The 19,638-nt window shown below is 64.7% G+C and carries 15 protein-coding genes; 9 read left to right on the forward strand and 6 right to left on the reverse strand.

The genetic code is table 11. From position 1 onward, the window contains the following. Positions 1-32: 32 nt before the first annotated feature. The gene (locus DFS21_RS17960; RefSeq protein ID WP_046856401.1) at positions 33-476 is read right to left on the reverse strand and encodes a universal stress protein; all 444 of its coding nucleotides are present in this window, start codon (positions 474-476) and stop codon (positions 33-35) included. Positions 477-586: 110 nt separating this feature from the next. On the opposite strand from DFS21_RS17960, the gene DFS21_RS17965 reads away from it, so the two are divergent. The 7 genes from DFS21_RS17965 (at position 587) to DFS21_RS17995 (ending at position 8,857) form a co-directional block, all read left to right on the forward strand. Then, on the forward strand, positions 587-1,024 hold the full coding sequence (locus DFS21_RS17965) for a hypothetical protein (RefSeq protein WP_111532755.1): 438 nt from the start codon (positions 587-589) through the stop codon (positions 1,022-1,024). A gap of 475 nt (positions 1,025-1,499) precedes the next feature. Further along, on the forward strand, positions 1,500-3,647 hold the full coding sequence (gene fadB, locus DFS21_RS17970; RefSeq protein ID WP_046856399.1) for a fatty acid oxidation complex subunit alpha FadB: 2,148 nt from the start codon (positions 1,500-1,502) through the stop codon (positions 3,645-3,647). 30 nt (positions 3,648-3,677) lie between these two features. Further along, complete coding sequence (fadA, locus tag DFS21_RS17975) at positions 3,678-4,853, forward strand: acetyl-CoA C-acyltransferase FadA (RefSeq protein ID WP_023629457.1); 1,176 nt, start codon at positions 3,678-3,680, stop codon at positions 4,851-4,853. Positions 4,854-4,931: 78 nt separating this feature from the next. Next, complete coding sequence (locus DFS21_RS17980; protein ID WP_050704830.1) at positions 4,932-5,183, forward strand: DUF1653 domain-containing protein; 252 nt, start codon at positions 4,932-4,934, stop codon at positions 5,181-5,183. 100 nt (positions 5,184-5,283) lie between these two features. Then, entirely contained in the window at positions 5,284-7,893 is a 2,610-nt protein-coding gene (topA, locus tag DFS21_RS17985) for a type I DNA topoisomerase (protein ID WP_111532756.1), read from the forward strand. Positions 7,894-8,050: 157 nt separating this feature from the next. After that, positions 8,051-8,572, forward strand: coding sequence for a DUF6586 family protein (locus DFS21_RS17990; protein ID WP_023630869.1), 522 nt, complete (start codon positions 8,051-8,053; stop codon positions 8,570-8,572). 51 nt (positions 8,573-8,623) lie between these two features. After that, positions 8,624-8,857, forward strand: a complete 234-nt coding sequence (locus DFS21_RS17995) for a hypothetical protein (RefSeq protein ID WP_023630868.1) — start codon at positions 8,624-8,626, stop codon at positions 8,855-8,857. Positions 8,858-8,908: 51 nt separating this feature from the next. Here the strand turns inward: DFS21_RS17995 and sulA are convergent, their stop codons facing one another. Both sulA and lexA read right to left on the reverse strand, forming a co-directional pair. Then, a complete protein-coding gene (gene sulA, locus DFS21_RS18000) occupies positions 8,909-9,385 on the reverse strand; it encodes an SOS-induced cell division inhibitor SulA (RefSeq protein WP_110698742.1) in 477 nt (158 codons plus the stop codon). 13 nt (positions 9,386-9,398) lie between these two features. Next, complete coding sequence (gene lexA / locus DFS21_RS18005) at positions 9,399-10,007, reverse strand: transcriptional repressor LexA (protein WP_110698740.1); 609 nt, start codon at positions 10,005-10,007, stop codon at positions 9,399-9,401. A 219-nt stretch (positions 10,008-10,226) separates the two neighbouring features. Here lexA and DFS21_RS18010 point away from each other — a divergent pair, with 219 nt between their 5' ends. Continuing rightward, positions 10,227-10,931, forward strand: a complete 705-nt coding sequence (locus tag DFS21_RS18010) for a TetR/AcrR family transcriptional regulator (RefSeq protein WP_046856397.1) — start codon at positions 10,227-10,229, stop codon at positions 10,929-10,931. Positions 10,932-11,111: 180 nt separating this feature from the next. Then, positions 11,112-12,110: a beta-N-acetylhexosaminidase gene (nagZ, locus tag DFS21_RS18015; protein WP_178082039.1), complete on the forward strand. Its 999-nt coding sequence runs from the start codon at positions 11,112-11,114 to the stop codon at positions 12,108-12,110. A gap of 66 nt (positions 12,111-12,176) precedes the next feature. Here nagZ and DFS21_RS18020 read toward each other — a convergent pair whose 3' ends face one another. The 3 genes from DFS21_RS18020 to mfd all read right to left on the reverse strand — a co-directional run bounded on the left by DFS21_RS18020 (position 12,177) and on the right by mfd (position 19,512). Then, a complete protein-coding gene (locus DFS21_RS18020) occupies positions 12,177-15,077 on the reverse strand; it encodes a DEAD/DEAH box helicase (protein ID WP_371926874.1) in 2,901 nt (966 codons plus the stop codon). Positions 15,078-15,492: 415 nt separating this feature from the next. Then, positions 15,493-16,053, reverse strand: coding sequence for a CsiV family protein (locus DFS21_RS18025; protein ID WP_111532758.1), 561 nt, complete (start codon positions 16,051-16,053; stop codon positions 15,493-15,495). Between the two features lie 9 nt (positions 16,054-16,062). Further along, the gene (gene mfd, locus DFS21_RS18030) at positions 16,063-19,512 is read right to left on the reverse strand and encodes a transcription-repair coupling factor (RefSeq protein ID WP_110698732.1); all 3,450 of its coding nucleotides are present in this window, start codon (positions 19,510-19,512) and stop codon (positions 16,063-16,065) included. Between the last annotated feature and the right edge of the window lie 126 nt (positions 19,513-19,638).

Consider the following 19,638-nt stretch of genomic DNA (forward strand, 5'->3'; position numbering starts at 1 on the left):
TGTGGGAGCGGGCTTGCCCCGCGATGAAAGTATTACTCGGCCTTCTTCTGCAACCGCACCGCCAATACATCGCACGGCGCGCCGTGCAGCACGTCGTTGGCGGTGGAGCCGAGCAGCAGGGCCAGGCCGTGGCGGCCATGGCTGCCGACCACGATCAGGTCGCACTTCTGATCCTTCGCCAGCTGGTGGATTTCCTGGCGCGGCTGGCCGTAGACCAGGTGCGAGTCGCCGCGATTGATATCCGGGTACTTGTTGTACAGGCGCTCCATGCGTTCCTTGGCCTGGTCGAACTGTTGCTGCTGCAACTGCGACAGGTCCATCGGCACGTCGCCGCCGAAGGCCATGGCCATCGGCTCGACGATATGCACCAGGGAGACCTTGGCGCCGCTGGCCAGGGCGATGGCCTTGGCTCGCTTGATCACCGGGTCGCATTCTTCGGTCAGGTCGACAGCGACCAGAAGATGTTCATAGGACATGTGCAGTACTCCTGACAATCGCGATAGTAGAAGTATGGTCGCTTTCGCGCGGATCTTCCGTGAAACCTGACTAACCCGCTCATTTGCAACGCTTTATAAGGTCTACAGATATGACGGTATGGCTGGTGGTGTCAATCCTTGCGCTGATTCTCAGCCCGTTGGCCTGGTTGCGCCCCTCGCGCAAACAGAGCGAGCAGATGAGCCTGCGCCTGGAGGGGCGGCGCATGGGGCTGGCCATGCAACTGGCGCCGCAACAGTGGCCGCACTGGCTGGTAAACGAGCCGCCCAGCCCTTGCCCGCAGTACCACCGGGCGCGACGTAAGGGGCGCGCTGACAACTGGTGCTACTGGCAGATCACCCCCGGCGTGTGGTGGAACCAGTGGCGCGAGCCTTGCGAGGATCAACGCCTGGCCGAGGCCTTCGCCCGCCTGCCGGCAACGGTCTACAAGGTCGAGGCCGACAGTCGCATGATTGCGCTGTACTGGAGCGAGCGAGGCGACAAATCTGTTTTGCAGGATATTGCCCAGACCCTCGAAACCCTCGCCTGAGCCCGTATGACGCAAAACGGCGCACAGGAGCAAACATGCTCCTGTGCGCCGTTTTGCGTTTGTGCGTGCAAGCACAGGGCCAGGCAGGCCGGAAATACTTTCAATCAGTCGCAGTGTAGCCATCCTGGCCGGATGCGTTTAGAAAAAAGCACGTGTGCCGTCGGGGGTGGCCTATCGCTGACATGAATGGAGGGCGATCACTGTCATCATGTTTCGTACCCGGAGGGTAGAAGATGACTGGAAAGTCGCGTTTTCACGGCCTTCGCGAGTATTTGACAACGCGGTTCTTTTCGGGGAATGTGTGCACACCCAAGTCAAACGGGCGTATGAATTGAGCGTTTGTATGTCAGACGGCTCTTACAGAATCCCGATTAGCGCGTCGACGGGTGTGCCTGGGGCGAGGGACCGGTAGACCGGCTCTTGCTGCCAGCGATCGACGTGTACTGTTCAGCTTCCATATCGTGGAGATCAGTTGATGATTTACGAAGGTAAAGCCATCACGGTTAAGGCTCTTGAAAGCGGCATCGTCGAACTGAAGTTCGACCTCAAGGGTGAGTCCGTCAACAAGTTCAACCGTCTCACTCTGAACGAGCTGCGTCAGGCCGTGGACGTGATCAAGGCCGATGCCTCGGTCAAGGGCGTGATCGTCAGCAGTGGCAAGGACGTGTTCATCGTCGGCGCCGACATCACCGAGTTCGTCGACAACTTCAAGCTGCCCGAGGCCGAACTGGTCGCCGGCAACCTGGAAGCCAATCGCATTTTCAGTGACTTCGAAGACCTGCAGGTGCCGACCGTGGTCGCCATCAACGGCATCGCCCTGGGTGGCGGCCTGGAGATGTGCCTGGCCGCCGACTACCGGGTCATGGCCAGCAGCGCCAAGATCGGCCTGCCGGAAGTCAAGCTGGGCATCTACCCAGGCTTTGGCGGCACCGTGCGCCTGCCGCGCCTGATCGGCTCGGACAACGCCATCGAGTGGATCGCCTCCGGCAAGGAAAACCGCGCCGAGGACGCCCTGAAAGTCGGCGCCGTCGATGCCGTGGTCGCCCCTGAGCTGCTGCAGGCCGGTGCCCTGGACCTGGTCAAGCGCGCCATCAGCGGTGAGCTGGACTACAAGGCCAAGCGCCAGCCCAAGCTGGAAAAGCTCAAGCTCAACGCCATCGAGCAGATGATGGCCTTCGAGACCGCCAAGGGCTTCGTTGCCGGCCAGGCCGGCCCGAACTACCCGGCGCCAGTCGAGGCCATCAAGACCATCCAGAAGGCCGCCAACTTCGGCCGTGACAAGGCCCTCGAGGTCGAGGCCGCAGGCTTCGCCAAGCTGGCCAAGACCTCGGTCGCCGAGAGCCTGATCGGCCTGTTCCTGAACGACCAGGAGCTCAAGCGCAAGGCCAAGGCCCACGACGAGATCGCTCACGACGTGAAACAGGCCGCCGTGCTCGGCGCCGGTATCATGGGTGGCGGCATCGCTTACCAGTCGGCGGTCAAGGGCACCCCGATCCTGATGAAGGATATTCGCGAGGAAGCCATCCAGCTCGGCCTGAACGAGGCCTCCAAGCTGCTCGGCAAGCGCGTCGAGAAGGGTCGCCTGACCCCGGCCAAGATGGCCGAGGCCCTCAACGCCATTCGTCCGACCCTGTCCTACGGTGACTTCGGCAACGTCGACATCATCGTCGAGGCCGTGGTCGAGAACCCGAAGGTCAAGCAGGCCGTGCTGGCTGAAGTGGAAGGCCAGGTGAAAGAGGATGCGATCCTCGCCTCCAACACCTCGACCATCTCCATCAACCTGCTGGCCAAGGCGCTCAAGCGTCCGGAAAACTTCGTCGGCATGCACTTCTTCAACCCGGTGCACATGATGCCGCTGGTGGAAGTCATCCGTGGCGAGAAGTCCAGCGACGTGGCCGTGGCCACCACCGTGGCCTACGCCAAGAAGATGGGCAAGAACCCGATCGTGGTCAACGACTGCCCGGGCTTCCTGGTCAACCGCGTGCTGTTCCCGTACTTCGGCGGCTTCGCCAAGCTGGTCAGCGCTGGCGTCGACTTCGTGCGCATCGACAAGGTGATGGAGAAGTTCGGCTGGCCGATGGGCCCGGCCTACCTGATGGACGTGGTCGGCATTGACACCGGCCACCACGGCCGCGACGTGATGGCCGAAGGCTTCCCGGACCGCATGAAGGACGATCGTCGCTCCGCCGTCGACGCCCTGTACGAAGCCAACCGCCTGGGCCAGAAGAACGGCAAGGGCTTCTATGCCTACGAGACCGACAAGCGCGGCAAGCCGAAGAAAGTCGCCGACGCCAGCGTGCTCGACGTGCTCAAGCCGGTCATCTTCGAGCAGCGTGAAGTCACCGACGAAGACATCATCAACTGGATGATGGTGCCGCTGTGCCTGGAAACCGTGCGCTGCCTGGAAGACGGCATCGTCGCCACCGCCGCCGAAGCCGACATGGGCCTGGTCTACGGCATCGGTTTCCCTCCCTTCCGCGGTGGCGCGCTGCGCTACATCGATTCGATCGGGGTCGCCGAGTTCGTCGCACTGGCCGACAAGTACGCCGACCTGGGGCCGCTGTACCACCCCACTGCGAAGCTGCGCGAAATGGCCAAGAACGGCCAGCGCTTCTTCAACTGAGCGCCCACGAGCTAGAGCGAGAATATTGATATGAGCCTGAATCCAAGAGACGTGGTGATTGTCGACTTCGGTCGCACGCCGATGGGCCGCTCCAAGGGTGGCATGCACCGCAACACCCGTGCCGAAGACATGTCCGCGCACCTGATCAGCAAGCTGCTGGAGCGCAACGACAAGGTCGACCCGAAGGAAGTCGAGGACGTGATCTGGGGCTGCGTCAACCAGACCCTGGAGCAGGGCTGGAACATCGCCCGCATGGCGTCGCTGATGACCCAGATCCCGCACACCTCCGCCGCGCAAACCGTCAGCCGCCTGTGCGGCTCGTCGATGAGCGCGCTGCACACCGCCGCCCAGGCGATCATGACCGGCAACGGCGACGTGTTCGTCATCGGTGGTGTCGAGCACATGGGCCACGTCAGCATGATGCATGGCGTCGACCCCAACCCGCACCTGTCCTTGCACGCTGCCAAGGCTTCCGGGATGATGGGCCTGACCGCCGAGATGCTGGGCAAGATGCACGGCATCACCCGTGAGCAACAGGATCTGTTCGGTGTGCGTTCGCACCAGCTCGCCCACAAGGCGACGGTCGAAGGCAAGTTCAAGGACGAGATCATCCCGATGCAGGGTTACGACGAGAACGGCTTCCTGAAGGTCTTCGACTACGACGAGACCATTCGCCCGGAAACCACCCTCGAAGGCCTGGCGTCGCTGAAGCCGGCGTTCAACCCGAAAGGCGGCACCGTCACCGCGGGCACCTCGTCGCAGATCACCGACGGCGCCTCGTGCATGATCGTCATGTCCGGCCAGCGCGCCATGGACCTGGGGATCCAGCCACTGGCGGTCATCCGTTCGATGGCGGTCGCCGGCGTGGATCCGGCGATCATGGGCTACGGCCCGGTTCCGTCGACGCAGAAAGCCCTCAAGCGCGCTGGTCTGACCATCGCCGACATCGACTTCTTCGAGCTCAACGAAGCTTTCGCCGCACAGGCCCTGCCGGTGCTGAAAGATCTGAAAGTGCTCGACAAGATGAATGAGAAGGTTAACCTGCACGGCGGCGCTATCGCCCTGGGCCACCCGTTCGGTTGTTCGGGGGCGCGGATTTCCGGCACCCTGCTCAACGTCATGAAGCAAAATGGCGGTACCCTGGGCGTCGCCACCATGTGTGTCGGCCTGGGCCAAGGCATCACCACTGTCTTCGAACGCGTCTGATCGCGTCGCAGGACAGCAGCCGGGGCCATGTGCCCCGGCTTTTGTTTTTTACAGGATTTGTTCAAGAGGGCGAGCGACATGCAGATACAACCTGGTGTGTACCGGCATTACAAAGGCCCTGAGTACCGTGTTTTCAGCGCTGCGCGACACTCCGAGAGCGAGGAGTGGATGGTGTTCTACCAGTGTCTGTATGGTGACTACAGCTTCTGGGTCAGGCCACTTTCGATGTTCCAGGAGTCCGTCGAGGTTGACGGCGAGCAGGTGCCACGCTTTGCTTTGGTCAAGGCCGAAGAGGGCCTTGGCGAGCGGCTGGGCAAGGCGCACGAGTGATAGACCGCGCTTGACCTCACTCTTTTGCCACTATATATAGCGGTGCCGCGTCCGGCACCTGACGCGTTTTTCATCTTCAGATTCAGGAATACTCCGATCCATGGGCAAATCGCTGGTCATTGTGGAATCCCCGGCCAAGGCCAAGACCATCAACAAGTACCTGGGCAGCCAGTACGTGGTGAAGTCGAGTATCGGCCACATCCGTGACCTTCCCACCAGCGGTTCCGCCAGTGCGAGCAAGGAACCGGCGGCCAAGCGCGGCAAGACCGCGGCCGAGGCTCCTGCCTTGTCGCCAAAGGAGAAGGCGCGCCGTACTCTGGTCGCACGTATGGGGGTCGACCCCGAGGCGGGCTGGAAGGCCAAGTACGAGATCCTTCCCGGCAAGGAGAAGGTCATCGAGGAGCTGCGCCGCCTGGCCAAGGATGCCGACACCATCTATCTCGCAACCGACTTGGATCGCGAGGGGGAAGCCATCGCCTGGCACCTGCGCGAGGCCATCGGCGGAGACGACAGTCGTTACAAGCGCGTGGTGTTCAACGAGATCACCAAGAAAGCCATCCAGGAAGCCTTCTCCCAGCCGGGTGAGCTCGATATTGACCGGGTCAACGCCCAGCAGGCGCGGCGTTTCCTTGATCGCGTGGTTGGCTACATGGTCTCGCCGCTGCTGTGGGCGAAAATCGCCCGTGGCCTTTCCGCCGGCCGCGTACAGTCGGTGGCGGTGAAGCTGGTGGTCGAGCGCGAGCGCGAGATCCGGGCGTTCAACCCCGAAGAGTACTGGGAAGTCCATGCCGACCTGGGTACTGCCAAGAACGCCAAGGTGCGTTTCGAGGTAGCCCGTGAGAAGGGCGAGGCCTTCAAACCGCTTAACGAAGCCCAGGCCATGGCCGCGCTGGAGAAGCTCAAGGCCTCCAGCTACAGCGTGAGCAAGCGCGAGGACCGGCCGACCAGCAGCAAGCCTTCGGCACCGTTCATTACCTCCACCCTGCAGCAGGCCGCAAGCAATCGCCTGGGCTTCGGGGTGAAGAAGACCATGATGATGGCCCAGCGTCTGTACGAAGCCGGCTACATCACCTACATGCGTACCGACTCGACCAACCTGTCGACCGACGCTGTCGAGATGGCCCGTAGCTACATCGAGAAGGAGTTCGGCAAGCAGTACCTGCCTGCCGCGCCCATCGTCTATGGCAGCAAGGAAGGGGCCCAGGAGGCGCACGAAGCGATCCGTCCGTCCGACGTCAGCACCCACCCGACCAAGCTCAGTGGCATGGAGCGTGACGCCGAGCGCCTGTACGAGCTGATCTGGCGCCAGTTCCTGGCTTGCCAGATGCCGCCGGCGCAGTACCTGTCCACCAGTGTCACCGTGGTGGCGGGCGAGTTCGAGCTGCGCGCCAAGGGCCGTATCCTCAAGTTCGATGGTTACACCCGTGTCCTGCCGCAGCAGAGCAAGCCGGGCGAAGACGACGTGCTGCCGGAAATGGCCCAGGGTGAAGCACTCAAGCTGATCCAGCTCGATCCCAGCCAGCACTTCACCAAGCCGCCGGCACGCTTCACCGAAGCCAGCCTGGTCAAGGAAATGGAAAAGCGCGGTATCGGCCGCCCATCCACCTATGCGGCGATCATTTCCACCATCCAGGATCGCGGCTACGTCACGCTGCACAACCGCCGCTTCTATTCCGAAAAGATGGGCGACATCGTCACCGAGCGCCTGTCCGAGAGCTTCGCCAACCTGATGGACTACGGCTTCACCGCCGGTATGGAGGAGAACCTCGACGACGTGGCCCAGGGCGAGCGTGACTGGAAGAACGTCCTCGACGAGTTCTATGGCGACTTCAGCAAGAAGTTGCAGACCGCCGAGTCCAGCGAGCACGGCATGCGCGCCAACCAGCCGACCCTGACCAACATTCCGTGCAAGGAATGTGGCCGGCCGATGATGATCCGTACCGCGTCCACCGGCGTGTTCCTCGGCTGCTCGGGCTATAGCCTGCCGCCAAAGGAGCGTTGCAAGGCAACGGTCAACCTGGTGCCGGGCGACGAAATCGCCGCCGACGACGAGGGCGAGTCCGAGTCCCTGGTGCTGCGCGGCAAGCATCGCTGCCCGATCTGCGCGACGGCGATGGATGCCTACCTGCTCGACGAGAAGCGCAAGCTGCACATCTGCGGTAACAACCCGGACTGCGTCGGCTACGAGATCGAAGAAGGCAACTACCGCATCAAGGGCTACGAAGGCCCGAGCCTGGAATGCGACAAGTGCGGCAGCGAGATGCAGCTCAAGACTGGCCGTTTCGGCAAGTTCTTCGGCTGCACCAACCCAACCTGCAAGAACACCCGCAAGCTGCTCAAGAGCGGCGAGGCGGCGCCACCGAAAATGGACAAGGTGGACATGCCGGAGCTCAAGTGCGAGAAGGTCGACGACACCTACGTACTGCGTGACGGTGCCTCAGGTCTGTTCCTGGCCGCCAGCCAGTTCCCGAAAAACCGCGAAACCCGTGCGCCGCTGGTGCTGGAGATCGTCCCGCACAAGCACGAGATCGATCCGAAGTATCACTTCCTCTGCGAAGCGCCACAGAAGGACCCGGAAGGGCGCCCAACGGTGATCCGCTACAGCCGCAAGACCAAGGAGCAGTACGTGCAGTCCGAGGTTGACGGCAAACCGACCGGCTGGAAGGCGTTCTACGACGGCAAGGCGTGGAAGGTCGAAGACAAGCGCTGATCCGAGCTTCTGGCTTATCGCGGGGCAGGCTCGCTCTCACAGGTACCTTTTGATATCTGTGGGGGCGGACTTGCCCCGCGATCGTTTGTGCTTGCGGTAAAGTCGGCGAATCCCGGAAACTGCGGTATCGCCTTGCAGCCTTCAGGAGTCAGTCGAAATGGCCCAGGAACTCTACACCCGTACCAACCAGAAACTGTTCTTCGCCGGCCTCGCGTTGGAGTCCATGGCCAAGGCCGCGGACAGTCAGGCGCTGAATGCCCAGGGGCTGCTCCAGGCCGAGCGCGAGTCGGCGCTGTTCCACCTGTATGGCGCGCTGCTTGGGCTGTGCCATGAGATCGCCGGCTTCTACCGCCTGCCCCAGGCCTCGGCGGCACGGGCGGAATTGCTGTTCAGCGACGAGGTGCTGCAGAGCGTGGCGATACCGGAAATGGCCGAGCTGTTGGAGTTGGCCCGCCAGCCGGAAACCTGGCTGGCGCGTCTGCTGGCGGCTTATGCCGATTTGTTCCGACCACCGGTCGCCAAGAAAACCGTCAAGGGTGACGTTACCCAGCCGCTGATCCAGGCCGTCAATCTGGACGAGCCTGAGCCGGCTGAGCTTTCCCGGGAGGAGTTGGAGGCCTGGCGGCAGAACCTGAAAAGCCTGGTGAGACGATTCCGCGATGCGCTGAGTGAGTGCTGAGCGCTTCCATGGCTGGTACACTAATGGCCTTTCGTGAAAAGCAGGCCCTTTATGTCAACGTCCTTTCTAGAAATTGTCGAGTTGCCTGATGGCCGGATCGAGCTGCGTCGCGCCGAAGATGAAGGCTCCCTGGTAACCCTGGATTTTTCCGAGGATGCCAAGGCATTCCTGCAAGGACAGCATGTGGAAGTGGCCAAGGCCATGCTCAGCGTTGGCGTGCAAATGGCCGGCCGCCTGGTTGAAGGCGACTTCGAGCGTGAAGAGGGGCCGCGCGTCCTTCACTGAGCCAAGGTAGCGGCCCAGGGTTTCAAGCGATTGACAGGCAAAGCCTGAACATCAGCCGAGGCGGATGTTCAGGCTTTGTGCGTTTCCGCTGGCCGCTGCGCGCTGCAGCTGTTGGCGGGCGTTGCTGTTGATGGTGCCCAGCCAGCTGACCACGGTATGGCTGTGCCCGAGGCGCAGTGCCTCGCAGGCCAGTTGCAGGGCTGTCTGCCTGCCGCCGGGTTGCAGCAGCAGGATGCGTTCGCGGTTTAGGCCGGCGTCGCGCAGCCAGGCCTGGGTGAGGCTGCCGGGTGGGGCGATGAGCGTCAGCCAGCGGCTGTCGTCTTCTTCGCTGAGTTCGCGCAGGATCGGCGCCAGCAGGCTCTGGCAGTGCCCTGGCGCGCCGCGCAGGGCCAGCTCGCTGAACAGCTCTGGCTGGCTGCTCTTGCGCGATGGCGCGCTGGGCTTGAGGCCTGGTAGCACCGGCTGGGCAAGGAAGGCCTCGAACAGCGGCAGCTGGGCTTGCTGGGGTACATGGGTGAACGGCTGCATGACGCCTCCTGGTTCAGCGGCGCAGGACGCCGACGCTCAAGCCCTCGATCACCAGTTCCTGGTCTTTCAGGTCGACTTCGATGGGGGCGAATTCGGGGTTTTCGGCGATCAGCCAGACCTTGCTGCCTTCGCGCTTGAAGCGCTTGACGGTCACTTCGTCGCCAATGCGGGCTACCACCACCTGGCCGTTGCGGGCTTCGCGGGTGGTGTGCACGGCGAGCAGGTCGCCGTCGAAAATGCCGATGTCCTTCATGCTCATGCCGTGTACCCGCAGCAGGTAATCGGCGCGCGGATGGAAGAAGGCCGGGTTGATGCTGCAGGAATCCTCGATGTGCTGCTCGGCGAGGATCGGTGCACCGGCAGCGACGCGACCGATGATGGGCAGGCCGCTGTCCTCTTGCTTGGGCTCGAGGCCGGGGATGCGGATACCGCGGGAAGCGCCAGGGGTCATCTCGATGGCGCCCTTGCGGGCCAGGGCTTTCAGGTGCTCCTCGGCGGCGTTGGGCGACTTGAAGCCCAATTCCTGGGCGATCTCGGCACGGGTCGGCGGGAAGCCGTTGTCTTCGAGGCAGCGTTTGATGAAAGCCAGAATCTCGGCTTGGCGTGGCGTCAGTTTCAGCATGGGCGAGGGCTCTGTCTTTATATACAGTGACTGGGATTATATACAGTGATGAGGCGGCTGCAAGCTACTCGCTGCAAGAAATAGAGCGCGTCGGGTGCATCTTGTCGCTTGCAGCTTGTGGCTTGGCGCTTTTAAATGGCGACCGGCCAGTCACCTAGCCTTGACATGTGCAGCACTGAAACGTATGTTTCAAACAACTGTTTGTCAGGCGGAGTAGTCATGGCCCAATCGGAAACCGTTGAGCGCATCCTCGATGCGGCGGAGCAGCTGTTCGCGGAGCGCGGGTTCGCGGAAACCTCATTGCGGCTGATCACCAGCAAGGCCGGGGTCAACTTGGCGGCGGTGAACTACCATTTCGGTTCGAAGAAAGCCCTGATCCAGGCGGTCTTTTCCCGCTTCCTGGGCCCGTTCTGCGCCAGCCTGGAGCGTGAGCTCGACCGCCACCAGGCGCGTCCCGAGCAGAAGGCCTCGCTTGAGGAGCTGCTGGAAATGCTGGTGGAGCAGGCCCTGGTCGTGCAACCGCGCAGCAACAACGACCTGTCGATCTTCATGCGCCTGCTGGGCCTGGCCTTCAGCCAGAGCCAGGGGCACCTGCGCCGTTACCTGGAAGACATGTACGGCAAGGTATTCCGCCGCTACATGCTGCTGGTCAACGAGGCCGCGCCGCGCATTCCGCCACTGGAGTTGTTCTGGCGCGTGCACTTCATGCTCGGCGCCGCGGCGTTCAGCATGTCCGGTATCAAGGCCCTGCGCGCCATCGCCGAAACCGACTTCGGCATCAACACCTCGATCGAGCAGGTGATGCGCCTGATGGTGCCGTTCCTGGCCGCCGGCATGCGTGCCGACAGCGGTGTCACCGACCAGGCCATGGCCGCGGCGCAGTTGCGCCCACGCAGCAAGTCCGGCGCGCCCGCCAAGGCCTGAGCACTGGGCGGGGCAGGGCGCTTGCGCTAAGCTAGCGCCCATGCCAGCACTCGCCCCCGCCGCAATCCCTGTCAACACGGCAGCTTCGCCACTGAACGATCGGACACCGCGTTGTCCGATGTTTGCGTGCGCGCGCGCGACCTCCGGATCTCCAATGAAGGATTCCCAATGACTGCCAGCCTGCAAGGCTCCCTGATGGTGGATATCGCCGGTAAATGGCTGACCGCCGAAGACCGCCATCTGCTGCGCCAGCCCGAAGTGGCCGGCCTGATCATCTTTGCCCGCAACATCGACAGCCCACGCCAGGTGCGCGAGCTGTGCGCCTCGATCCGCGCCATCCGTCCCGAGCTGATCCTCGCCGTGGACCAGGAAGGCGGGCGGGTCCAGCGCCTGCGCCAGGGCTTTGTGCGCCTGCCGGCCATGCGCGCCATCGCCGACAACGCCAATGCCGAATACCTGGCCGAGCAGTGCGGCTGGTTAATGGCGACCGAGGTGCTGGCGGTAGGCCTGGACCTGAGCTTCGCCCCGGTGCTGGACCTCGATCACCAGCGTAGCGCGGTGGTCGGCAGCCGCGCCTTCGAAGGCAATCCGCAGCGGGCCACCGAACTGGCTGGCGCGTTCATCCGCGGCATGAATGCAGCGGGCATGGCGGCCTGTGGCAAGCATTTCCCCGGCCATGGTTGGGCCGAGGCCGATTCCCATGTGGCGATCCCGGTCGATGACCGTAGCCTGGAACAACTGCGCGCGGCCGACCTGGTACCGTTCACCCGCTTGAGCGGCCAGTTGGCGGCGGTGATGCCGGCCCACGTGATCTACCCGCAGGTCGACAACCAGCCGGCCGGCTTCTCCCGGCGCTGGCTGCAGGACATCCTGCGCGGCGAGCTGGGCTTTGACGGGGTGATCTTCAGCGATGACCTGTCCATGGCCGGCGCCCACGTGGTGGGCGATGCCGCCAGCCGCATCGAGGCTGCATTGAGCGCGGGCTGCGACATGGGCCTGGTGTGCAATGACCGGGCTTCGGCCGAGCTGGCGCTGAGCGCGGCGCAGCGCATGAAGGTCAAGCCGTCGCCGCGGATTGCACGGATGCGCGGGCAGGGCTTTGCGCGTACCGATTACCGCCAGCAGCCGCGTTGGCTGGAGGCGCTGGGGGCGCTGAAGGAAGCTCAGCTGGTCGATTGACCTCGCTGGCCTCGTCCCGGGCAAGCCCGCTGCCACGCCCCCCTGAGGGTTCGTGGGAGCGGGCTTTTACTTACTTCGTTTGCCCGGCAGCGGCGCGAACAGCGCCTCGATCTCTTCATCCCCCAACCGCCATTGCCCGGCCTGCCCGCCATCGAGCAGCCCGGCTGCCAGTGCCGCCTTCTCTTGCTGCAATTGCTGGATCTTCTCTTCCACCGTTCCACGGGTGATCAGCTTGAACACGAACACCGGCTTGTCCTGGCCGATGCGGTAGGCGCGGTCGGTGGCCTGGTTCTCGCTGGCCGGGTTCCACCACGGGTCGTAGTGGATCACAGTGTCGGCGGCGGTCAGGTTCAACCCGGTGCCGCCGGCCTTGAGGCTGATCAGGAATACCTCGCTGTCGCCATTCTGGAACTGCTGCACGGGAGCGCGGCGGTCGCGGGTGTCGCCGGTCAGCAGGCTGTAGCGGATGCCGCGCTTCTCCAACTCGAACTCGATCAGCGCCAGCATCGAGGTGAACTGCGAGAACAGCAGCACCTTGCGCCCCTCGCTGAGCAGCTCCTCGAGCATCTCCAGCAGGCTGCCCAGCTTGCCCTTGTCGGCGAATGTGCCCTTGGCCTCGGTACCCTTGACCAGGCGCAGGTCGCAACACACCTGGCGCAGCTTGAGCAGCGCGTCGAGGATGACGATCTGGCTGCGCGCGGCGCCGTTGCGGGCGATCTCGTCGCGGACTTTCTTGTCCATTGCCACCCGCAGCGCCTCGTAGGTATCGCGTTGGGCGTCGCTGAGCTCGACCCAGTGGATCATTTCGGTCTTGGCCGGCAGTTCGGTGGCCACCTGTTCCTTGGTACGGCGCAGCAGGAACGGGCGGATGCGGCTGGCCAGATGGGCCATGCGCTCAGCGTCGCCGTGCCGCTCGATCGGGGTGCGGTAGTCTTGGGTGAAGCGCTTGCTGTCGCCCAGCCAGCCAGGCATCAGGAAGTGGAAGATCGACCACAGCTCGCCGAGGTTGTTCTCCATCGGCGTGCCGGTCAGGCACAGGCGCTGGCTGGCCTGCAGCTCGCGAACGGCCTGGGCGGCCTTGCTGGTGCTGCTCTTGATGTTCTGCGCCTCGTCCAGCACCAGCAGGTGCCAGGGCTGGGCCTTGAGTGGTTCGAGGTCGCGGGGGGCGAGGGCGTAGGTGGTCAGCACCAGGTCATAGTCGGCCAGATTGGCGAAGTGCTTGTTGCGGCCTGGGCCGTGCAAGGCCAGCACGCGCAGGTCGGGGGCGAAGCGCCGGGCTTCGTCGAGCCAGTTGGGCACCAGGCTGGTGGGCATCACCGCCAGCGCCGGATGTGCCAGGCGCCCGCTTTCTTTATCCAGCAGCAGGTGGGCCAGGGTCTGCAGGGTCTTGCCCAAGCCCATGTCGTCGCCGAGGATGCCACCGGTGCCCATCTCGCGCAGGGCCTGCAGCCAGTTCAGGCCTTGCTGCTGGTAGGGGCGCAATGTGGCGTTCAGGCCTTTGGGCGGCATCACCTGCAGGTCGCGAGCGTCACGCAGGCGTCGGCCCAGGTCGCGCACATGGCTGCCGCCTTCCCATTGCAGCGGCAGGTGGTCGATTTCGTTGAGGCGTGCGGCATCGGTGCGGTCCAGGCGCAGGCTCGGGCCCACGGCGTCCTCGTGCAGGTACAGTTCGCCCAGGGTGCCCATCACCGCCTTGATGCGCCCGTAGGGCAGGGCGACCCGCAGCGCCGGGCCGTCATGGCGGGCGCGGTTGAGGTCAATCAGCAGGTGCTCGTCGTCATTGCGCCGCGCCAGTTCACTGGGCCGCAGCAGTTCCGGGCTGGTGCGCAGCAGTTGCAGGACAATGGGCAGCAGGCTGTGGCGCTGGCCGTCGACCACGATACCCAGCTCGAGGTCGAACCATTCGTGGCCTGGCGCTTCCTCGATGGTGGCATACCAGTCGTCGACCTCGTGCAGGTTGAACGCGAAGTCGCGGTGCACGTCGATCGCCCAGCCCGCTTCGCGCAGGCGCGGCAGGCCCTCGCGGGCGAAGCGCAGCCAGGCTTCGTCGTCGGGCAACTGGTACATTTCGCCGGCACTGTCGGGGAGGGCCTTGCTCTGGCGGGTCGCCACCTTGAAGCCGTGGTCGCGCAGGGCCATGCGCAGGGCCTGCTCGGCCTGTGGCTGGCGCTGGATGCGCTGGCTGGTGGTGCCCACCAGGCGGCTGAGTGACTTGTCGTCGCTGCCGCTGGCACGCAGGCCGTCGTAGTCGAACGCCAGCGCGGCGCGGTGCTGCATCTGGCGTTGCATGCGCCCGGTCTTGGGCGTGTAGGCGCTGAATTCGAGACTGCCGAGGGTCAAGTGTGGGGTCGGCTCGATGCCGTCGAGCTGTTCCTCCTGCACGGCGGTGGGGGTCGGCAGGTGATGGTTGAGCGCGTTGAGCTTGTGGCTGAGGGGCACGATAAGGTGTTCCGGTACATCGGGGGCAAGGGACAGCTGCAGGGCGGTGTGCGGGTCGAGGGTGTGGGTGACGGTGCCGACTTCTTGGCTGTCGACATCGAAGTAGAACAGCGGCACCAGCGGCAGCACGCAATTGAGCGGTTCCTCGCCGTTGTACCACATGCCCCGATAGTCGCCACTGTTCAGGCGTACCCAGCGGAATTGCGCCTGGCGCGGGGCGCCCTGAACCATCAAGGGAAAGTCTTCGATGAACATCAGGCGCCCGGTGTCCAGTGCCCGCTGCAGCAGTTCGCCGCCTTCGTGCCCCTTGAGCGCGAAACCGCGTTCCTGGCCGAAGGGCGCGTTCTGCGCCGACAGCTGACGCAGGATGCGCAGGTCTTCTTCCTTGACGTATTTTGGCGGCTCGTAGAGCAGTTCGTACAGCGAATGGATGCGGCTGTAGCGAATGCCATGCTCTTCGCGGGTGCCTTTGCGCACGCGCAAGGCGCAGCTCTTGTCGTCCTTGAGCATGAGTTGGTAGCAGACCATGCGCCCGCGCCGGTCTTCAGCGCCGTCTTGCCTGGGGGTGGGCTGCTCCAGGCCTTGCAACCAATGCTGCAGGTGATGGGGCAGTTGCTCGCCGCTGGCCGCACCGCGCCCGTAGCTGCTGGCCAGGGTGTAGAGCGCGGCGGCGCAGTGCTTGCAGTTCTCGCCGACCGGGCAGGAGCAGTTGCCGCGCACATGGCATTGCCCGGATGGCCCCGCGGTGATGATGATCCGCTGGCGGTAGACATTGCCGCCGCTGCCGCGGCAGGTGGACTCGATGCGTGAATCGCCGTGGGACTGGATCTGCACCAGGCCCTGTTCGGCGTAGCGCTCGCCACGTTGCAGGGTGGCCGCGGAAAAGTCGCGCTTCCAGCTCGGATTCTCGGCTGCCAGCTTCTGCACATCGGCGTTCACGGTTTCACTGCTCCATCATTTCCGGGTCGGGCAGCGGCATCTTGCGCATGCCGGCCGGTGAGACCTTGAGCAGCATGGCCAGGTGCCCGCCATCGAGGAAGGTCAGCTGGCCGGCCTTCATGTTGCTGTTGCTCTGCTTGAACTGCTCGCTGCGCAGCACGCTGCCATTGCTGTCGAGCTGGTTGACCCAGAGGTTGGCGTCCACGGCGATGAAGCGGCTTTCCTGGATGCTCAGGTTGCCCTCGATCGGGAAGTGGCCGAACTGTTCGTCACCGGCACTCAGGGCAACGGTTTCGCCATCCTGCTGCCAGGCCTTGTGCAGCAGCACGGTGTAGTCGGCGGTGGCCTGCAGGCGGGTGACTTCGTCACCCAGGCCGGTCGGGCGTTCGGCGCCTTTTTCCAGGCGCGGCGCGCCGGCGCTCCAGTCTTCCGGGGCGAACGGGCTGGTGATCGCCGGCACGGCGTTCTGCCGCACCAGGACCATTTCCACCTGGTAGGGGCCCGCGGCGAAGGCAACTGGCGCGAGCAGGGCCAGCAGCAGGGTCAGGCAACGGATGGCACGCATGAAGCTTCCTTATGGATTTTGTGGGGTGAGGCGCTCGAACAGCGCTTCCAGAGTGTTGAAACGTTCTTCGGGGCGTTCCATCGGCACCAGGAAGCGGAACTGGGTCGCGCCTTCGAACTTGTAGCGCTTGGGCTGGCCCTGGATCAGCTTGATCAGGGTCAGCGGGTCGACCGGGGTTTCGGCCTCGAACTCGAGCTTGCCGCCGTTGGGGCCGGCATCGACTTTCTTGATGCCGAGCTTTTCCGCCTGCAGCTTGAGCAGGGTCAGGCGCATCAGGTTCTTGGTCGGCTCCGGCAGTAGGCCGAAGCGGTCGATCATCTCCACCTGCAGGTCCTTGAGGCCCTCTTCGTCGGCCGCCGAGGCGATGCGCTTGTAGAGGATCAGGCGCGCATGCACGTCGGGCAGGTAGTCCTCGGGGATCAGCGCCGGCAGGCGCAGGTTGATCTCCGGGCCGCCGCCCAGCGGCTGTTCGAGGTTAGGTTGGGTGCCCTTGCGGATGGCCTTGACCGCGCGTTCGAGCATCTCCATGTACAGGGTGAAGCCGACCGCCTGGATCTGCCCGCTCTGGCCTTCGCCGAGCAGTTCGCCGGCGCCGCGGATCTCCAGGTCGTTGGTGGCCAGGACGAAGCCCGCGCCCAGGTCCTGGGTGTTGGCGATAGCCTCCAGGCGTTTCTCGGCGTCGGCGCTGATCTGCTGGCGCGGTGGCGTCAGCAGGTAGGCATAGGCCTGGTGGTGGCTGCGCCCGACCCGGCCACGCAGCTGGTGCAATTGCGCCAGGCCGAACTTGTCGGCGCGCTCGATGACGATGGTGTTGGCGCTCGGCACGTCGATACCGGTCTCGATGATGGTCGAGGCGATCAGCACGTTGAAGCGCTTGTGGTAGAAGTCGCTCATCACCTGCTCGAGCTCGCGTTCGCGCATCTGCCCGTGGCCGATGCCGATACGTGCCTCGGGCACCAGTTCGGCCAGCTCGGCGGCGCACTTCTCGATGCTCTTCACATCGTTGTGCAGGTAGTACACCTGCCCGCCGCGCAGCAGTTCGCGCAGCAGCGCTTCCTTCACCGTGCTCTTGTTCTGCTCCATGACGAAGGTGCGCACCGACAGGCGTCGCGCCGGGGGCGTGGCGATGATCGACAGGTCGCGCATGCCCGACACCGCCATGTTCAGCGTGCGCGGGATCGGCGTTGCGGTCAGGGTGAGGATGTCCACCTCGCTGCGCAGCGCCTTGAGCTGTTCCTTCTGGCGCACGCCGAAGCGGTGTTCCTCGTCGATGATGGCCAGGCCCAGGTCCTTGAAGCGCACATCGTCCTGCAGCAGCTTGTGGGTGCCGATGAGGATGTCGATCTTGCCTTCGGCCAGTTCCGCCGCGGCGCTGGCGACTTCCTTGGCCGACTTGAAGCGGCTCATCACCTCGACCTTCACCGGCCAGTCGGCGAAGCGGTCGCGGAAACTGTTGTAGTGCTGCTGGGCGAGCAGGGTGGTGGGCACCAGCACCGCCACCTGGCGACCGCTGTGCACGGCGATGAAGGCGGCGCGCATGGCCACCTCGGTCTTGCCGAAGCCGACGTCGCCGCACACCAGGCGGTCCATGGGCTGGCCGGCGAGCATGTCGGCACGCACCGCCTCGATGGCGGTCTGCTGGTCGGGGGTTTCCTCGAACGGGAAGCCGGCGCTGAAGGTGGCGTAGTCGGCGGCCGGGTCGGCGAAGGCGTAGCCTTTGCGCGCGGCGCGGCGGGCGTAGATGTCGAGCAGCTCGGCGGCGACGTCGCGCACCTGCTCGGCGGCCTTGCGCTTGGCTTTCTGCCAGGCTTCTGAACCCAGCCGGTGCAGTGGGGCCAGGGCGTCGTCGCTGCCGGTGTAGCGGGCGATCAGGTGCAGGTTGGCCACCGGCACGTAGAGCTTGGCGCCCTCGGCGTATTCGAGGGTGAGGAACTCGGCGGCCTGGCCGTCGATTTCCAGGGTGGCCAGGCCCAGGTAGCGGCCCACGCCATGGTCGATGTGCACCACCGGCGCGCCTTCGCGCAGCTCGGTGAGGTTCTTGATCACCGCGTCGTTGGCCGCCTCGCCGCGTTTCTCGCGGCGCCTGCGCTGCATCACGCGCTGGCCGAACAGCGGGCTTTCCGCTACCAGGGCAATGGCCGGGTCGTCCAGCAGCAGGCCGTCGTCCAGGGGGGCGATGGTGATCGCCAGGCGCTCGCCGCCGGTGATGAAGTCGGTCCAGCCGTCGACGGTCTGCGGGCGCAGCTTGAGGCGCTCGAGCAGCTCCAGCAGCACTTCGCGCCGGCCCGCGGACTCGGCGGTGAACAGCACGCGGCCGCCGAACTGGTCGAGGAAGTTGGCCAGCTCCGCCAGCGGCTGGTGGGCCTTGGCCTCGATGGCCAGGTTGGGCAGGGCGCGGGCGGGGAAGCGCTCGCGCCCCGCGCCGGCGTCGATGTCCTCGGCGCTGACCACCACCCGTGGCCATTGCTTGAGGCGGGCGAAGCAATCCTCCACCGGCAGGAACAGTTCCGCCGGCGGCAGCAGTGGCCGGGTCATGTCGCCGCGGCGCTCTTCATAGCGCCCGCGCACATCGTTCCAGAAGTGTTCGGCGGCCTGTTCCACGCCCGGTAGCGAGAACACCTGGGTGTCGGCCGGCAGGTAGTCGAACAGGGTGGCGGTTTCTTCGAAGAACAGCGGCAGGTAGTACTCGATGCCAGCGGGGATGATGCCGCTGGTGAGGTCCTGGAAGATCGCGCTGCGGCGGAAGTCGACGTCGAAGCGTTCGCGGAAACGCGCCTTGAAGCGCGTCACCTCGTCCTTCTGCATGGGGAACTCGCGCGCCGGCAGCAGGCGGATCGAGTCGACCTTGTCGATCGAGCGCTGGCTCTCCGGGTCGAAGGTGCGCAGGGTCTCGATCTCGTCGTCGAACAGGTCGATGCGGTACGGCTGCTTGCTGCCCATGGGGAACAGGTCGATCAGCGCGCCGCGCACGGCGAACTCGCCGTGCTCGTAGACCGTGTCGACGCAGCGGTAGCCGCTGGCTTCCAGGCGCGCGCGCATCTGCTCGACGTCGATCTTCTGGCCCACGTCCAGCACCAGGCTGCTGCCCAGCAGGAAGCGCGTGGGGGCCAGGCGGTGCAGGGCGGTGGTGATCGGCACGACGAGGATGCCGTGGTCCAGCTCCGGCAGCCGGTAGAGGCTGGCGATACGCTGGGAGATGATGTCCTGGTGCGGCGAGAACAGGTCGTAGGGCAGGGTTTCCCAGTCGGGGAAAGGCAGTACCGGCAGATCCGGCGCGAAGAAGCGCAGCTCCTGCTCCAGGCGGTCGGCCGCCTGGCTGTCGGCGGTCAGCAGCAAGGTGAAGCGACCGGCGGTACTGGCAGCCTCGGCGACGGCCAGGCTCAAGGCCGCGCCGGGCAGGTTGCCCCAGGTTTGTTTGCCGGCCGTGGCCGACATTTGCGGTAGGCGCAGAACTGACACGGGAGATCGGACTCCAAGCGTTGCGGCAAAGAGGTCGATTGTACCGGTGACGAGGCGCGCTGTCAGGTTCGAAAGGGCTTGGCGACGGGGGCTGGCGCCGGCGACAGGCGCTCATTGCCCGATACG

It is taken from the genome of Pseudomonas sp. 2848 (genome assembly GCF_003253945.1).
Lineage (GTDB): Bacteria > Pseudomonadota > Gammaproteobacteria > Pseudomonadales > Pseudomonadaceae > Aquipseudomonas.

Coding starts and splice junctions, on each gene's coding strand:
- DFS21_RS17960 (WP_046856401.1), bottom strand. CDS start 476: ATGTCCTATGAACATCTTCTGGTCGCTGTCGACCTGACCGAAGAATGC.
- DFS21_RS17965 (WP_111532755.1), top strand. CDS start 587: ATGACGGTATGGCTGGTGGTGTCAATCCTTGCGCTGATTCTCAGCCCG.
- fadB (WP_046856399.1), top strand. CDS start 1,500: ATGATTTACGAAGGTAAAGCCATCACGGTTAAGGCTCTTGAAAGCGGC.
- fadA (WP_023629457.1), top strand. CDS start 3,678: ATGAGCCTGAATCCAAGAGACGTGGTGATTGTCGACTTCGGTCGCACG.
- DFS21_RS17980 (WP_050704830.1), top strand. CDS start 4,932: ATGCAGATACAACCTGGTGTGTACCGGCATTACAAAGGCCCTGAGTAC.
- topA (WP_111532756.1), top strand. CDS start 5,284: ATGGGCAAATCGCTGGTCATTGTGGAATCCCCGGCCAAGGCCAAGACC.
- DFS21_RS17990 (WP_023630869.1), top strand. CDS start 8,051: ATGGCCCAGGAACTCTACACCCGTACCAACCAGAAACTGTTCTTCGCC.
- DFS21_RS17995 (WP_023630868.1), top strand. CDS start 8,624: ATGTCAACGTCCTTTCTAGAAATTGTCGAGTTGCCTGATGGCCGGATC.
- sulA (WP_110698742.1), bottom strand. CDS start 9,385: ATGCAGCCGTTCACCCATGTACCCCAGCAAGCCCAGCTGCCGCTGTTC.
- lexA (WP_110698740.1), bottom strand. CDS start 10,007: ATGCTGAAACTGACGCCACGCCAAGCCGAGATTCTGGCTTTCATCAAA.
- DFS21_RS18010 (WP_046856397.1), top strand. CDS start 10,227: ATGGCCCAATCGGAAACCGTTGAGCGCATCCTCGATGCGGCGGAGCAG.
- DFS21_RS18020 (WP_371926874.1), bottom strand. CDS start 15,077: ATGGTCTGCTACCAACTCATGCTCAAGGACGACAAGAGCTGCGCCTTG.
- DFS21_RS18025 (WP_111532758.1), bottom strand. CDS start 16,053: ATGCGTGCCATCCGTTGCCTGACCCTGCTGCTGGCCCTGCTCGCGCCA.